General features: G+C 64.6%; 13 protein-coding genes. 12 read left to right on the forward strand and 1 reads right to left on the reverse strand.

The genetic code is table 11. The annotated features are described in order from the left end of the window. Positions 1-23: 23 nt before the first annotated feature. The 10 genes from FJ948_RS14555 to FJ948_RS14600 all read left to right on the forward strand — a co-directional run bounded on the left by FJ948_RS14555 (position 24) and on the right by FJ948_RS14600 (position 9,761). Positions 24-1,169: an ABC transporter ATP-binding protein gene (locus tag FJ948_RS14555; RefSeq protein ID WP_140705497.1), complete on the forward strand. Its 1,146-nt coding sequence runs from the start codon at positions 24-26 to the stop codon at positions 1,167-1,169. Positions 1,170-1,280: 111 nt separating this feature from the next. Further along, the gene (locus tag FJ948_RS14560; RefSeq protein WP_140705499.1) at positions 1,281-2,528 is read left to right on the forward strand and encodes a sugar ABC transporter substrate-binding protein; all 1,248 of its coding nucleotides are present in this window, start codon (positions 1,281-1,283) and stop codon (positions 2,526-2,528) included. Between the two features lie 136 nt (positions 2,529-2,664). After that, positions 2,665-3,561 carry a sugar ABC transporter permease gene (locus FJ948_RS14565; protein WP_140705501.1) on the forward strand — a complete coding sequence of 299 codons (897 nt, stop codon included), beginning with the start codon at positions 2,665-2,667 and terminating at the stop codon, positions 3,559-3,561. Positions 3,562-3,566: 5 nt separating this feature from the next. Next, complete coding sequence (locus FJ948_RS14570; RefSeq protein ID WP_140705503.1) at positions 3,567-4,409, forward strand: carbohydrate ABC transporter permease; 843 nt, start codon at positions 3,567-3,569, stop codon at positions 4,407-4,409. Positions 4,410-4,472: 63 nt separating this feature from the next. After that, positions 4,473-5,294: a sugar phosphate isomerase/epimerase gene (locus tag FJ948_RS14575; protein WP_140705505.1), complete on the forward strand. Its 822-nt coding sequence runs from the start codon at positions 4,473-4,475 to the stop codon at positions 5,292-5,294. A gap of 4 nt (positions 5,295-5,298) precedes the next feature. After that, the gene (locus FJ948_RS14580) at positions 5,299-6,375 is read left to right on the forward strand and encodes a Gfo/Idh/MocA family oxidoreductase (RefSeq protein WP_140705912.1); all 1,077 of its coding nucleotides are present in this window, start codon (positions 5,299-5,301) and stop codon (positions 6,373-6,375) included. Beyond that, entirely contained in the window at positions 6,375-7,193 is an 819-nt protein-coding gene (locus FJ948_RS14585) for a sugar phosphate isomerase/epimerase (protein WP_140705507.1), read from the forward strand. The genes FJ948_RS14580 and FJ948_RS14585 overlap by 1 nt, the downstream gene beginning before the upstream one ends. Then, positions 7,193-8,026: an alpha/beta hydrolase gene (locus tag FJ948_RS14590; RefSeq protein WP_140705509.1), complete on the forward strand. Its 834-nt coding sequence runs from the start codon at positions 7,193-7,195 to the stop codon at positions 8,024-8,026. The genes FJ948_RS14585 and FJ948_RS14590 overlap by 1 nt, the downstream gene beginning before the upstream one ends. Further along, positions 8,023-8,745, forward strand: a complete 723-nt coding sequence (locus tag FJ948_RS14595; protein ID WP_140705511.1) for a ribulose-phosphate 3-epimerase — start codon at positions 8,023-8,025, stop codon at positions 8,743-8,745. Before FJ948_RS14590 ends, FJ948_RS14595 begins: the two co-directional genes overlap by 4 nt. Further along, positions 8,742-9,761: an ROK family protein gene (locus tag FJ948_RS14600; protein WP_140705513.1), complete on the forward strand. Its 1,020-nt coding sequence runs from the start codon at positions 8,742-8,744 to the stop codon at positions 9,759-9,761. Before FJ948_RS14595 ends, FJ948_RS14600 begins: the two co-directional genes overlap by 4 nt. A gap of 134 nt (positions 9,762-9,895) precedes the next feature. Here the strand turns inward: FJ948_RS14600 and FJ948_RS14605 are convergent, their stop codons facing one another. Continuing rightward, positions 9,896-11,224: a dicarboxylate/amino acid:cation symporter gene (locus tag FJ948_RS14605; RefSeq protein ID WP_140705515.1), complete on the reverse strand. Its 1,329-nt coding sequence runs from the start codon at positions 11,222-11,224 to the stop codon at positions 9,896-9,898. 307 nt (positions 11,225-11,531) lie between these two features. Here FJ948_RS14605 and FJ948_RS14610 point away from each other — a divergent pair, with 307 nt between their 5' ends. Further along, complete coding sequence (locus tag FJ948_RS14610) at positions 11,532-13,352, forward strand: ATP-binding protein (RefSeq protein ID WP_140705517.1); 1,821 nt, start codon at positions 11,532-11,534, stop codon at positions 13,350-13,352. Next, the gene (locus FJ948_RS14615) at positions 13,349-14,701 is read left to right on the forward strand and encodes a sigma-54 dependent transcriptional regulator (RefSeq protein WP_140705519.1); all 1,353 of its coding nucleotides are present in this window, start codon (positions 13,349-13,351) and stop codon (positions 14,699-14,701) included. The genes FJ948_RS14610 and FJ948_RS14615 overlap by 4 nt, the downstream gene beginning before the upstream one ends. Positions 14,702-14,714: the final 13 nt, after the last annotated feature.

The raw sequence follows: 14,714 nt of genomic DNA on the forward strand, positions 1-14,714 counted from the left end.
CTTAGACTTGTGGAGGGAGGAAAATGGCAGAGGTCGTTCTTGAGAATATCTGCAAGACATACGGGAACAATTTTCACGCGATCGACCAGTTGAATCTGTCGGTCGAGGACGGCGAGTTTTTGATTCTCGTCGGGCCGTCCGGCTGCGGCAAATCCACCGCGTTGCGGATGATCGCGGGATTGGAGGACGTCACCAGCGGCAGCCTCCGTATCGGCGGTATCGACGTCGTCGACATGCCGCCCAAGGACCGCGACATCGCGATGGTCTTCCAGAGCTACGCGCTATACCCGCATATGACGGTGTTCGAAAACATCGCCTTTTCGATGCGGCTGGCCGGCAAGCCGAAGGCCGAGCGCAAGAAGCGCGTCGACGAGATCGCCAAAACCCTTCAGCTGACGTCGCTGCTGGACAGTAAGCCCGCGAACCTTTCGGGCGGACAGCGTCAACGGGTTGCCATGGGCCGCGCCATGGTGCGTGAGCCGGCCGCCTTTCTCATGGACGAACCGCTTTCCAATCTGGACGCGAAACTGCGCGTGCAGATGCGCGCCGAAATCACCAGTCTGCAAAAGCAGCTCGGCGTAACGACCATATACGTGACCCACGACCAGACCGAAGCGATGACGATGGGAGACAGGGTCGCCGTGTTGAAAGGCGGCGTTCTGCAGCAGGTCGATACGCCCAAGAGGCTCTATGAATCCCCGGTGAACGCCTTCGTTGCCGGCTTCATCGGGTCTCCTTCGATGAACCTTTTCGAGGCGACCCTGACGGGCGACGAACTGATGTCCAGCACCTTCGCCATCCGGCTGCAGGATGCGGCCTTCGTGCGCAGGCCGGGCTTGAGGTCGTATGCGGGGCGCAAGGTCGTGTTCGGGATCCGACCCGAGGATCTCTATGACAGCAACCTCGAATCCGGCCGCAAATACCAGACGATACCGGCAAAGGTGACCTCGATCGAGGAACTCGGATCCGAACACATCGTCCATCTCACCATCGACGCGGTCCGGGTGGACTCCGGCGACCCGGACGCGGTGCAGGATTTCGGCCTGGCGTCGAACGCGGTGGCGAGATTCGAACCGGCCAGCACGGTCCGCTCCGGCACGGAAATCCGCTTGGCCCTGGATGACGCCAAGCTCCATTTCTTCGATCCCGAGACGCATCTGGCGATCTGAAGACCCGAGGCAAGGCCCGCAGGCGAGGGGGAGGCGCCCGCGTAAGAAGACTTTTGAATAACCAGACGATCGTCCGCATTGTGCGGTCGATCCCCAAAGAAGGAGGAGAAAATGACGTTTCGTATTAAACCCGCGATGCTGAAAATAGCCGCGGCCGCATGGCTGCTTGGCGCAACCGGCGCCATGGCGGACACGACGCTGGAATTCACCCAATGGTGGGAGCCCGAATTGCCGGCTGGCTCGCTCAGGGCAATCATGGATGAGTTCGAGGCCGCGAACCCCGGCATCAAGGTGACGCTGGTCAGCGGCCCCTATGCGACGACGCGCGACCAGATCTCGGTCGGCGCCGCGACCGGAACGCTCAGCGACGTCGTCGGCCTCGACGGCGCCTGGGTCAACAATCTGAATGCGCAGAACGCACTCGCCGACATGAACCCGATGATGGATGCGAGCAAGTTCGACAAGAGCCAGGTCGCCGACATCATCAAGGTCGACGGCAAGGCGGTGATGTTTCCGGTCGCCTCGTTCGTCTATCCGGTTTTCGTCAATCTGGACCTCGCCGCCCAGGCAGGCGTGACCAAGCTGCCCTCGACCCGCGCGGAATTTCTCGACGCCGCCAAGAAGATGACGCACGCCGACAAGAACCAGTATGGCTGGGTGCTGCCGCTGTCGCTGCAGACGCCGTCCGGCGTCCAGAACGACATGATGTCGTGGGTCTGGGCTTCGGGTCAGTCGATGATGGCGGACGGCAAGCCCGCCCTCGAGGGCAAGCCGGTGGTGGATATGCTCTCCTTCGTCAAATCGCTCAATGACGCCGGCACCATCTCGCCCGGCATCGCCACCAAGACCGAACAGGAAAAGGTCGAGGAATTCGTCAACGACCGCGTCGGGATGATGATCGACTCGCTCGCGCATGTGAACCTCATCCGCAAGCGCAATCCCAAGCTGAACTTCGACCTCATCCCTGTCCCGGTCGTGGAGGGCTATACGGGCAAGCGCGGCCTTCCCTATGCCTCCTGGGGCATCGGCATCTCCGCGGCCTCGAAACATCAGGAAGAGGCCTGGAAACTCGTCCAGTATCTGATGAGCGAAAAGGTGAATGGCAAGCTCGTGTCGCTTGCCAATGCCTTCCCGGGCAACGTTAACGCCAAGCCCGATTTCGTGACCTCGGACAAGGCTTTCGGCAAGGCTTTCGAAATCTTCAAGACCGGCTATCTCGCCAATGAGTTCACGGGCCTGCCGGTGGCTGAAGACCTGATGACCCAGTTCGACGTGCAAGCCCAGAAGATGCTCGCTGGCGAGCAGTCTCCGGAACAGGCCGCAGCCGCCGCTCAGAAGGGTTGGATGGCGAAATTCTGATCGGGCTGTTCCCGTCTGTTACCTTCAACCGGGTGGCCTGCTTCGGGCAGGCCGCCCGGCAACAACGGATCGGCAATTGAGATGGATCCGTTTACGAAGCTCACCTTCTCTTGAAGGCGTATCCCAAGGCTGGCACATGACTCGACAGAAGCGCACCCACCACAGACTGAAACGAGCGGTCGCGCCCTATCTCTATCTGTCGCCTTCGCTGGTAATAATCGGCCTGCTGATGCTGCTGCCGATGGTGACGGTGATTGGCTACTCGTTCCAGAACAGCGCGGTGCTGCGTCGCGACCCGTCCTTTGCCGGACTGAAACACTACCAGGCGATCTTCGACGATCCCGTGTTCTGGGCTTCGCTGTGGCACACGCTCTACTTCACATGCATGAGCGTCGTTTTCCACATGACCATCGGCATGATCTTCGCGCTCATGCTGAACAGCGACCGCATCAATCCAACGCTGCGCAATATCCTGCGCGTGCTCTACATACTGCCCTGGCTGTTCACCGCGGTCATCATCGCGGTGATCTGGCGCCTCCTGCTCGAGCCGAACGGTGTCGTGAACAGCATTCTCCTGCAATTGGGCATCATCGGTTCCAAGGTCGAGTGGTTTTCCTCGCCGCGGACCGCGCTACACGCCGTGACCTTCGCCAATATTTGGGCGGGTTATCCGCTCTTCATGGTCAGCCTACTCGCAGGCTTGCAGGGCATTCCCAAGGATTTCTACGAGGCCGCCGATATCGACGGGGCGAAGGCCTACCAGAAGCTGATCTTCATCACCATTCCGCAGCTGATGCCGATCATCATCAGCATTTCGCTGCTCGACTTCATCTGGACCATGCAGGTCTTCCCGTTGATCTGGATCACGACGGGCGGCGGTCCGATCTACGCGACCGAGGTGCTGAGCACCTACACCTACAAGCTGGCGTTTTCGAGCTACAACCTGTCACAGGCGTCGGCGAGCGCCGTGGTCATCCTGCTGATCTCTCTCGGCCTGACGCTGTTCTACATCCGCTATCAAAAGGCTCGCTAGTCACCATGAGGAAAAGGCACACGCCGAAAGACAGGCTGATCACCGTCGCGCTGCATGTCGCGCTTGCCGCGGGGCTGTTTTTCGCGGCCTTCCCGATCTACTGGATGCTGAGCAGCTCGTTCAAGTCGAACACCGAAATCTTTGCGCTGCCACCAACCATCCTGCCGAAGGCCTTCACCCTGGAAGCGTATGCCGCCATCCTTGGCGACCCGGTAAAGCTGCGCTTCTTCTTCAACAGCTACTTCGTGGCGGGAGCGGTGACCGTGCTGACGGTGCTGATCGCCCTGCTGGCGGCCTATGGGTTCAGTCGCTTCGACTTCCGCGGCAAAGGCAGCCTGAATACACTCATCATCAGCACGCAGACGATCCCGCCGATCACACTTTTGATCCCCTTCTTCGGGCTTGTCGTCTCGTACGGCATCTTCGACACCTATGTCGCGCTGATCCTGACCTACCTGGTGTTTACGCTGCCCTATGCGATCCTTTTGATGACGGGATATCTAAACACCTTGCCCCGCGATCTCGATGAAGCAGTGGCTGTCGACGGCGGTAGCAGTTGGACCGCACTCTGGCGGGTGATCGTCCCGATTTCACTGCCGGGCATCGTGGCGACGTCGGTCTACACCTTCCTGCTATGCTGGAACGAATTTCTCTTTGCGCTGACGCTGACCAAGTCCACGTCCATGCGCACCGTCCCGATCGGCATCCAGCTGTTGATGGGGCAGCACGCCTTCGAATGGAACCAGATGATGGCGATGAGCGTGCTCGGCTCGCTGCCGCTCTTGATCATCTACCTCGTTGCCCAGAGATACTTCCTCGCCGGCATGACCGCGGGCTCGGTCAAATAGATGTCCACTCCAGGGTGACGCAGAGCGGCATCAAGGAATAAGCGGTATCAAGGGAATGAAAGGATGAACGTGAAAGACCTCAAAGTCGGCTGCCAGACCTTCACCTGGGAAATGCTGGGAGACCGGTTCACCGGCGGCCCCGACGATCTGTTGAAGGCGATCGCGGATGGCGGGTATGCCGGCATCGAGATCACCGACACCATGATCGGCCGCTACGCGGATAAACCCACCGAGTTCGCTGCCGCGCTGAAGTCGTCAGGGCTGACACTGGTTTCCTTCGCTTTCGGCTCCGCGAGCGGTTTCACGCTGAAGGAGAAGATCGGAGCCGACCTCGAAACCGCCAGGCGCTGGATCGATTTCGTGGCAAACTTTCCCGGCGCGCTGGTGTCGATGGGCTCGGCCACCGTCGTCTCCGAAGGACCGCGTGACGGCAAATTCGCCATCGCCGCGGAGGTCTACAACAAGGCCGGCGAGCTCGGCCGCAAGGCAGGCGTGCAAGTGGCGGTGCATCCGAGTTCGCACCACAACACGCTGCTCTTCGACCGTGCCGATTACGACGCGATCTTTGCTTTGCTCGATCCCGAGCTGGTCGGCTGGGTTCCCGACACCGGCCATATCCTGCGCGGCCACAAGGACATGGCCGACACGCTCACCACCTACCGCGACCGCATCCGCTACATCCATCTGAAGGACGTCGATGCCAAGGGCACGTGGGCCATGCTTGGCCAAGGCGTCTGTGATACCGCGCAGGTGATCGAGATCGCCGGTACCGCGCCGAACTTCAACGGCTGGCTGGTGCTGGAAGAAGAATCCGACACGGCCGCCGCCGATCCGGCGGGCGCGGTCAAGGTTAACCGTCGGACGATGCGTGGCTACGGGGCTTGAGACGATGATCAGGAAACAGGACAGACGGCTCAGGATCGGCGTGCTTGGCTGCGGGCCGATCGCGCAGTTCGCGCATCTGGAATCCTGCGTCAAGGCCGGCAATGCCGACCTCTACGCCATCTGCGACGCGGCCCCCGACCTGCTCGCGCGCATGGGCGCCACCTACGAACCACGGAAGATGTATGCCGACTATGATGCCATGCTCGCCGATCCCGAGCTGGAAGCGGTGATCGTCGCCACCTCGGATGCCTATCACGTGCCGATGTCGATCAAGGCGCTCGATGCCGGCAAGCATGTTCTCTGCGAAAAGCCGATCGGCACCTCGATCGAGGAAGGCGAAGCGCTGGCGGCAGCGGTCAGGCGCTCCGGCAAGGTGCTGCAGGTCGGGCACATGAAGCGCTTCGATCCGGCGCTGGAAGCGGCGCGCGACTTCGTCCGCGACGAGATGGGCGAGGTGCTGGCACTGAAGGCCTGGTATTGCGATTCCACCCACCGCTACACCAACACCGACGCCGTGCAGCCGCTGCCCGTCACCAGCAAGCTGGCGAGGAGGCCGGGCGGCAACCCCAAGGCCGATCTCAGGCAATATTTCATGCTGGCGCACGGCTCGCATCTGGTCGACACGGCGCGCTTCCTCTGCGGCGATATCGTCGCCGTGCGTGCCCGTCTCAACGAGCGCTTCGGCGCCTATTGCTGGTTCGTCGAGACCGAATTCGCCAGCGGCGCGCTTGGCCATCTCGACCTGACCGTCGCCGTGCGCATGGACTGGCACGAGGGTTTTCAGCTCTACGGCGAGAACGGTTCCGTCATCGCCAAGACCTTCAATCCCTGGTACTTCCGCGCCAGCGAGGTCGACATCTTCCATGAGAAGGACGCGACCTCGCGAAAGCCGCTCGGCGCCGACGGCCATTTCTTCCGCCGCCAGCTCGAGGGCCTTGCCGACACCGTGCTCACCGGCGCGCCGATGCGCGGCGCCAATGTCGAGGACGGCATCGCCTCGATCCGCGCCATGGTGGCGATTGCGCGCTCCGTGGAGACCGGCGAGCGGGTCGAACTCGCCTCGGTTTCGGGTGCGGTCTGATGCGCCTCGGCATTTTCGCCAAGACTTTTTCGGGCACCGACCCGGCCGTTGTGTTGGCTGCCGTGAAGCAGGCCGGATATGAGACAACACAGTTCAATCTCGCCTGCGCCGGCCTGCCCTCGATGCCGGATGCCGTGCCGGCGGATGCCGTCGCCGCGATCGGGACGGCCACGCGATCGTCAGGCGTTTCGCTCGCCGCGCTATCGGGCACCTACAACATGGCGCATCCCGACAAGTCCGTGCGCGACGACGGCCTCCGCCGTCTCGCCGTCGTCATCGAGACGGCGGCTACCCTGGATATTCCCTTGGTGACGCTCTGCACCGGTTCGCGCAATGCCGCCGACCAGTGGGCCTATCACCCTGACAACGCCACACCGGCCGCCTGGTCCGACATGGCCGCCGAGATGGCGAAGGCGCTGGCGCTGGCCGAGAATGCCGGCGTAGATCTCGGCATCGAGCCCGAGCAGGCCAACATCGTCACCTCGGCTGGCGATGCCATCCGCCTGATCGCCGACATGGGTTCGAGGCACCTGAAGATCGTGCTCGATCCGGCGAACCTGTTCGAACAGGCGACGCCGGACGAGGCGCGCGCCATGGTCGCCGCCGCGATCGAAGAGGCCGCCGGCCACATCGCCATGGCGCATGCCAAGGACCGCTTTGCCGACGGCCGCTTTGCGACCGCCGGGCAAGGCGTCGTCGACTTCCCGGATTTCGTCGCGCGGCTGAAGCGGACGGGTTTCGTCGGCGCGCTCGTTACGCATGGGTTGTCCGCCGACGAAGCACCCGCCGTCGCCACTTTTCTGCGCGGGCTCGTCTGATGGGCGCCGCGCCGACCACCATGCTTCGCGACGATGCAGCGCTTCGTGTCTTCGACACCGGGCAGGGCAGGCTTCCCGTCGTTTTCCAGCATGGGCTCGGCGGCGATGCCGCCCAGGTGGCGCTGAACTTTCCCGACAGTCCGTCGCGCCGCCGGCTGACCGTAGAATGCCGCGCGCAGGGCGGGTCCGGCACCGGTAGCGGCCGTCCGTTCTCGATCGCGATGTTCGCCGACGACGTGCTGGCCGCCGCCGATGCAGCCGGAATGGAGCGCTTCGTGGCCGGCGGTATCTCGATGGGCGCCGCCATTGCGTTGCACCTGGCGGCCCGCCACCCGGATCGCGTCACCGGTCTTGTACTGGTGCGCCCGGCCTGGACCTTCGAAGCGGCGCCGCAAAACATGCAGCCTTACGTCGAGGTGGGGGAACTCATCAACCGGCTGCCGCTGGACGAAGCGCGCGCGGCCTTCACGTCCTACGCGACGGCAACCCGCTTCGGCCGCGAAGCACCGGACAATCTCGCCTCCCTGCTCGGCTTCTTCGCGCGCGAAAACGCTGATGTCTTTGCCGAGGCGATGCAAGCGATCGCCAATGACGGGCCTGGCGTGACACGGGCCGAGGCCGCCGGCCTCGCAATCCCCACGCTCATCATTGGCAGCGGCATCGATCTCGTTCATCCCTTGGCGACCGCCCGCGAATTGGCTGAGGCCATCCCGGGCGCGGCGTTCGTGGAGGTGACGCCGAAGGCCACCGACAAGAACAGCCACTTCGCCGAAATCCGCGCCGCCATCGGCGGCTTCCTCGATAGAAATTTCAACAACCAGGACCAATCATGATCTCGAAAACTTTGTCAGGCCCGGCCGCCATCGCCGCATTGCCGCGCGATCGTCTGATCGCCGAATTCTCATCGTGGTCGGCCAATCTCGCCAATTTCGAGAGCGATTTGCAGCGCATCGAACCCTATGTCGATCTGCATCATATCGATGTCGCGGACGGCCATTTCGCGCCATCTTTTTTGTTTTTCCCCGATCTAGTCGCCCGCATTGCCAAGCTGACGGCCAGCCCGATCCATGTCCATCTGATGGTCGACGGTTCAATCGTCGAGGAACAGACGCGCCAGTTCATAGAGGCCGGCGCCGACATGATCAGCGTCCATGCCGAGAATGGCGAGGCGGGCCTGCGTGCCGTGCGGCTGGCACGTGAACTCGGCGCCGAAGCCGGGGTCGTGCTGAGGCTGGAGACGCCGGTCGAAACGGTGGCGCCTTTCGTCTCCGAAGTCGCCTTCGTCACGCTTCTGGGCACCGCGATCGGCGTCAAGGGCCAGGGCCTGTCCGAAAAAGCCTGCGACAGGCTGGGCGAGGCCCGCGCCATCCTGCGAAAGGCCGGCCGCGAGGCGGCTGTGGTGCTCGCCGCCGATGGCGGCATCCGCCACGAAACCGTGCCGCTGCTGCGCGCCGCCGGAGCCGAGACGGTGGTGCTCGGTTCGCTCGCTTTCGGCGACAAGGATCTCGCCGGCCGCATCGCCTGGCTGCATGGTTTGAAGGTCGCGGCATGAGAATCGAAGCCGCCCTCGCGATCGATCTTGGCGGCACCGAGCTTCGTGCCGCCCTGGTCGACCGTGACGGCAAGATCCTGGCCTTCGCGGCGGTGCCGACACAGGCGCAGGCCGGTCCCAACGTGGTGATCGGCCAGATCGAGGCGCTGGCCGCGACCGTCCATGCCGAGGCGCCGGGCCTCGCCATCGTCGGCGTCGGCGTCGGCGCGCCGGGACCGCTCGATCCGCTTGCCGGCATCGCGGTCGGGCCGCCGACGCTCGCCGGCTGGCAGGACGTGCCACTGGCCGACATACTCGAGCGGCGGCTTGGCCTGCCGGTACGGCTAGAGAACGACGCCAATGCGGCAGCGCTCGGCGAATGGCGCTTCGGTGCCGGTCACGGCGCGCGCTCACTGGTCTTCGTCACGGTCTCGACCGGCATTGGCGGCGGTGTCGTCGCCGACGGCCGCATCCTGCACGGCCGCCGTGGCCTTGCCGCCGAGATCGGCCATATGACCATCACCAACGAGGGCGAGCGCTGCGTGTGCGGCGTCGTCGGCTGCTTCGAGGCCATCGCCTCGGGAACCGCGCTTGGCCGCCGTGCCAATGCCGCGACATCGCCCCTGGACGGCTCGACGTTGCGCCGCCTCTCGGCCAACGCCGAGGTGACCGGACGCCACGTCGTCGAGGCGGCACGGCTGCAGGACGATCTCGCTGTGGCGCTGCTCGAAGAGGAGGCACGCTGGCTGGGTGTGGGTTTCACCAACCTCCTGCATCTCTATTCGCCCGACGTTCTGGTCGTCGGCGGCGGCATCGCCAATGGCCTCGACCTGATGGCGCCCGTCATCGAGGCGACCATCCGCCTGCGCGCCATGCGTGCCTATCGCGACGTTCCGGTCGTCCAGGCGCAGCTCGGCCGCCATGCCGGCCTTGTCGGCGCCGCAAGCCTCGTCCTGTTCGACGATGGCAGCCTGGCGGCTCGCATGCCTGTCGGCCCCAGCACATTTCCCGACACCAGGAGGGACTTCAATGGCTGAGCTCAAACCGCACAGCGATGCAGGCCGATCCGTTCCGCCGCCATCGCGCGCCGCCTGACATCGTCAGCGCATGAAAAATGGCCGGAGACAGCAATGTCCCCGGCCATTTTCCTGTTCTCGTGCGGTTGCGGGGCTCACTCGGCGGGAACGATGTCCGCCGGCATGCTGTCGTCGGCCGTACCCGCCAGGGCCCTGGCGAGCTTTGCCTCGTCGAGTTCGCCTTCCCAACGTGCCACCACCAGCGTGGCCACCGCATTGCCGACGAAGTTGGTCAGCGCCCGGCATTCCGACATGAAGCGGTCGACGCCAAGGATCAGCGCCATGCCGGCGACGGGCACCGAGGGAACCACCGAAAGCGTGGCGGCGAGCGTGATGAAGCCTGCCCCGGTGATGCCGGCGGCACCCTTCGAGGACAGCATCGCGACCAGCAGCAGCAGGATCTGGTCGCCGAAGGAGAGGTGGATATTCGTCGCCTGGGCGATGAACAGCGCGGCAAGCGTCATGTAGATGTTGGTGCCGTCGAGGTTGAAGGAATAGCCGGTCGGGATGACCAGCCCGACCACCGAGCGCTTGGCGCCGGCCTTTTCCATCTTCTCCATCAGCGAGGGCAGGGCGGCTTCCGATGACGAGGTGCCCAGCACCAGCAGCAGCTCTTCCTTGATGTAGCGCAGCAGCGACAGGATGGAGAAGCCGTTGTAGCGGCAGACCGCACCCAGCACGACGAACACGAACAGCAGCGATGTCGCGTAGAAAGTGCCGACCAGCATGGCGAGATTGACGACCGAGCCGATGCCGTATTTGCCGATGGTGAAGGCCATGGCGCCGAACGCGCCGATCGGAGCTGCCTTCATCAGCACGCTGACCAGCTTGAACATCGGCGCCATTAGCGCCTGCAGGAAGTTGAGCACCGGCGTGCCCTTGTCGCCGACCAGCGCCAGCGCGATGCCGAACAGCACCGAGAAGAACAGCACCTGCAGAATGTCGCCATCGGCGAAGGCGCCGACGATGGTGCCGGGGATGATGTTCATCAGGAAGCCGGTGACCGACTGGTCATGCGCCTTGGCGGCATAGCTGTTGACGGTCGAGGCATCGAGCGTCGCCGGGTCGATGTTGAAGCCGGCGCCCGGCTGCACGACATTGGCCACGATCAGGCCGATGATAAGAGCCAGCGTCGAGAAGGTGAGGAAATAGAGCATCGCCTTGCCGGCGACGCGGCCGACCTTCTGCAGGTCGCTCATGCCGGCGATGCCGGTTGCGACGGTCAGGAAGATGACCGGAGCGATGATCATCTTGACCAGCTTGATGAAGGCGTCGCCGAGCGGCTTCATGCTCTCGCCGATAGACGGATAATAGTGGCCGAGCAGGATGCCGACGGTGATCGCCACCAGCACCTGCACGTAGAGCTGGGCATAGAGGGGCTTGCGCTGCGCGGCGGGCGCGGCGGATTGGTCTGCGATATGCATCGAACTCTCCCTGGCCGGATGGAACGGACATGGCCGTTCTGCGTGACTTCTCCCATCGCGGCGCTCCGGTTGCCCGCCGCTGCAAATACGGTTGCAAGCGCTATGCCAGATGGCGCGAAGGGCGGGTTCCCGGGGTTCAGCCGTTCCTGCCCTGTTTTCGACGGGGATCTGTGCGGATTTCCGCACAGGCCTTGTTTGCTCTGGCGGAATTTCGCATTAGACTGGGGACCAAAGCCGTGCAGGGAAGGAGAGGCCGACGCCCCGACAGCGCATCGATAGCGAAGCCCCGGGCTTTGCCGGCCGCGACCTGCTGCGCGAAGCGGGAACGCGCCTGCGCGATGGCCGCTGGCTGCCTCTTGCGCTCGCGCTGGCGCTGCTGGCCGGCGCGGTTGCCGTCGCCGGGCGCATCGCCGAGGGGCAGGCGGCGGGCGACCTGCGCGACGGGGCCTTGGCCGCCTTGCCGCTGGCGGCGGGGACGTTGACCGGCGAGATCGAAAAGCAGCGCCTAGTCCCACTGGTGCTGGCGCGCGACGATGCGGTGCGCGATGCGCTGCGCCGCGCCGGAAAGGTCCAGGAAACAGCTCTTGACGCCAAGCTCAAGGCCATAGCCAGCGATGCGTCGGCCTCCGCCATCTATGTCATCGATACGGCTGGCATCGCGATATCGGCCAGCAATGCCGGACAGCCGGACAGTTTTGTCGGCATCGACTATAATTTTCGCCACTATTTCACCGGTGCGATGGCGAAGGGCGCCGCCAGCCAGTACGGCCTCGGCACGATCAGCGGCAAGCCGGGACTCTACCTTGCCAGCCGTGTCGACGATGGTGGAGAACCGCTTGGCGTCGCGGTGCTGAAGGTCGAACTCGGCGGTGTCGAAGCCAATTGGCGCGCAAGCGGCTTTCGCGTTTTCGTCACCGACGAGCGCGGCGTCGTCCTGGCCACCAGCCAGCCCGACTGGCGGTTCCATGCGCTGGCGCCGCTCTCCGCCGCGCACGCCGCCGCCGCGCGTGCCCAGCTTCAACTGAACGCCGCCGCCTTCGAACCGCTGCCGATACGGCGTGGCGCCGGTGACGGCCTAGCGACAATCGAGGAGGCCGGAAAATCGCGTCGCTTCGTCGAGGTGGTGCAGGATTTGCCTGGTGCCGTCCCCGGTTGGCGCCTGTGGCTGCTGACGCCCGCCGATGCCGCCTTGGCCGCCGCCGCCAACACGGCGCGCCTGACCACGCTGCTCGGACTGCTGTTGATGGGCCTGCTCGCTTATGTGCTCACCCGGCGCCGCCGCGCGCGCCGGCTGCGGCAGGAGGCGCTGGCGCGCATGAACACCGAGCTGGAAAGCCGGGTCAGCACAAGGACCGCCGAACTGACCCGTTCCAACAGCGCGCTCGCCGGCGAGATCGCCGAGCGCGAAAACGCCGAGGCCAAGGTCCGCCGGCTGCGCGACGATCTCGCCCAGGCCAACCGGCTCTCGATCCTCGGGCAGATCGCCGCCGGCGTGGCGCATGAGATCAACCAGCCGGTCGCCGCGATCCGCACTTATGCCGAGAATGCCGGCCGTTTTCTCGAGGCCGGCAGGACCGAACCGGCGAACGGCAATCTGACCTCGATCGTGTCGATGACTGAACGCATCGGCGCGATCACCAGCACGCTGCGCACCTTTGCGCGACGACCTGGCGTCGCTGCCTCGCCGTTGCCGGTAGGCGAGGCGATCGACGGCGCGCTGTCGCTTCTATCCGGCCGCATCCGCGATTCCGGCGTCACCATCGTCAAGCCGCGCGGCACCGCGTCGCCGCTGGTGATGGCAAGTCGCATCCGGCTGGAGCAGATCCTGGTCAATCTTCTACAGAACGCGCTGGACGCCATGAAGGACCGGCCCGATCCCCGCATCGAGATCGACCTCGCCGAACGCGGCGACCGCGTTCTGATCTCGGTGAGCGACAATGGTCCCGGCCTTGGGCCGGAAGCCGCCGGCAACCTGTTCATGCCGTTCCAGACCACCAAGGAGAAGGGGCTTGGCCTCGGCCTCGTGATCTCGCAGGAGATCGCCCAGGAGTTGGGCGGCACGCTGCGGCTCGACCCCGGATATGCCGGCGGCGCATCCTTCACCATCGACTTGAGGCGGATCGAATGACGGAAGCGACAGGGCTGGTGGTGCTCGTCGATGACGATGCCGACCTGCTGCATGCCACGACGCAACTGCTCGAACTTGCCGGCTTCACGGTGATTGCGCTGAAGGCCGCCGAAGCGGCGCTGGGCGTTGTCGACGAGAGTTTCGAGGGCGTGGTGGTCAGCGACATCAGAATGCCCGGCATGAACGGGCTGCAGCTGTTCGACCGGGTCAAGGCTGTTGATCCCGACTTGCCGGTGATCCTGGTTACCGGCCATGGCGATGTCGATCTTGCGGTCGCCGCGCTCAAGGATGGCGTCTACGATTTCATCCCCAAACCCTATGCGGGCGAGCGTCTGGTCGAGGCGCTGAAACGGGCGTCGGAGAAGCGGCGGCTGGTGATGGAGAACCGGCGGCTGCGCGAGGCCGCGGCACTTGCCGCCGACGGCATGCCGCTGATCGGCGAGGCGCCCTCCATCCGCCGCCTGCGCGAGACCTTGCGCCAGATCGCCGACATGGATGTCGACGTGCTGGTCGAAGGCGAGACCGGAACCGGCAAGGAAGTGGTGGCCGACCTCCTGCACAGATGGGGCCGGCGCCGTGCAAAGCCTTTCGTGGCGCTGAATTGCGGCGCCCTGCCGGAAACCGTGATCGAGAGCGAGTTGTTCGGCCATGAGGCGGGCGCCTTCACCGGCGCGCAGCGGCGGCGTATCGGCAGCGTCGAGCATTCCAGTGGCGGCACACTCTTCCTCGACGAGATCGAATCCATGCCCCCGGCCCTGCAGGTCAAGCTCTTGCGGGTGCTGGAAACGCGCAGCCTCACGCCGCTGGGCTCGAACGAGACGAGGCGGCTCGACCTCAGGGTCGTCGCGGCAACCAAGATCGATCTCGGCCGGCCCGACCAGCGCGGCGATTTCCGCGAGGATCTCTATTTCCGCCTCAACGTGGTGACGCTGCGCATTCCGCCATTGCGCGAGCGGCGCGGCGATATCCCGATGCTGTTCGGCCATTTCCTCGGCAAGGCGGCGGAACGCTTCGGCCGGCCCGTCGCCAGGGCGAATGCCGCTGTCAGCGATTATCTCCAGTCGCATGACTGGCCGGGGAATGTGCGCGAACTCGCGCATTTCGCCGATCGCGTCGCACTCGGCCTCGGGCCCGATGACGAGGCCGGCGCGCGGTCCGCGCGGCCGGAGCCTGATGTCGCGCTGCCCGAAAGGGTAGGGCAGTATGAGGCGCGGCTCATCCGCGACGCGCTGCGCGATCACGGCGGCGATGTGCGCGGCGCCATCGAAGCACTCGGCGTGCCGCGCAAGACGTTTTATGACAAGCTCAAGCGCTACGGCATTGCCGCATCGGATTTTCGTCCCTCCTGACGCTTGCAACCAC

The organism is Mesorhizobium sp. B2-3-12 (assembly GCF_006442205.1).
Lineage (GTDB): Bacteria > Pseudomonadota > Alphaproteobacteria > Rhizobiales > Rhizobiaceae > Mesorhizobium.

Coding starts and splice junctions, on each gene's coding strand:
- FJ948_RS14555 (WP_140705497.1), top strand. CDS start 24: ATGGCAGAGGTCGTTCTTGAGAATATCTGCAAGACATACGGGAACAAT.
- FJ948_RS14560 (WP_140705499.1), top strand. CDS start 1,281: ATGACGTTTCGTATTAAACCCGCGATGCTGAAAATAGCCGCGGCCGCA.
- FJ948_RS14565 (WP_140705501.1), top strand. CDS start 2,665: ATGACTCGACAGAAGCGCACCCACCACAGACTGAAACGAGCGGTCGCG.
- FJ948_RS14570 (WP_140705503.1), top strand. CDS start 3,567: ATGAGGAAAAGGCACACGCCGAAAGACAGGCTGATCACCGTCGCGCTG.
- FJ948_RS14575 (WP_140705505.1), top strand. CDS start 4,473: ATGAACGTGAAAGACCTCAAAGTCGGCTGCCAGACCTTCACCTGGGAA.
- FJ948_RS14580 (WP_140705912.1), top strand. CDS start 5,299: ATGATCAGGAAACAGGACAGACGGCTCAGGATCGGCGTGCTTGGCTGC.
- FJ948_RS14585 (WP_140705507.1), top strand. CDS start 6,375: ATGCGCCTCGGCATTTTCGCCAAGACTTTTTCGGGCACCGACCCGGCC.
- FJ948_RS14590 (WP_140705509.1), top strand. CDS start 7,193: ATGGGCGCCGCGCCGACCACCATGCTTCGCGACGATGCAGCGCTTCGT.
- FJ948_RS14595 (WP_140705511.1), top strand. CDS start 8,023: ATGATCTCGAAAACTTTGTCAGGCCCGGCCGCCATCGCCGCATTGCCG.
- FJ948_RS14600 (WP_140705513.1), top strand. CDS start 8,742: ATGAGAATCGAAGCCGCCCTCGCGATCGATCTTGGCGGCACCGAGCTT.
- FJ948_RS14605 (WP_140705515.1), bottom strand. CDS start 11,224: ATGCATATCGCAGACCAATCCGCCGCGCCCGCCGCGCAGCGCAAGCCC.
- FJ948_RS14615 (WP_140705519.1), top strand. CDS start 13,349: ATGACGGAAGCGACAGGGCTGGTGGTGCTCGTCGATGACGATGCCGAC.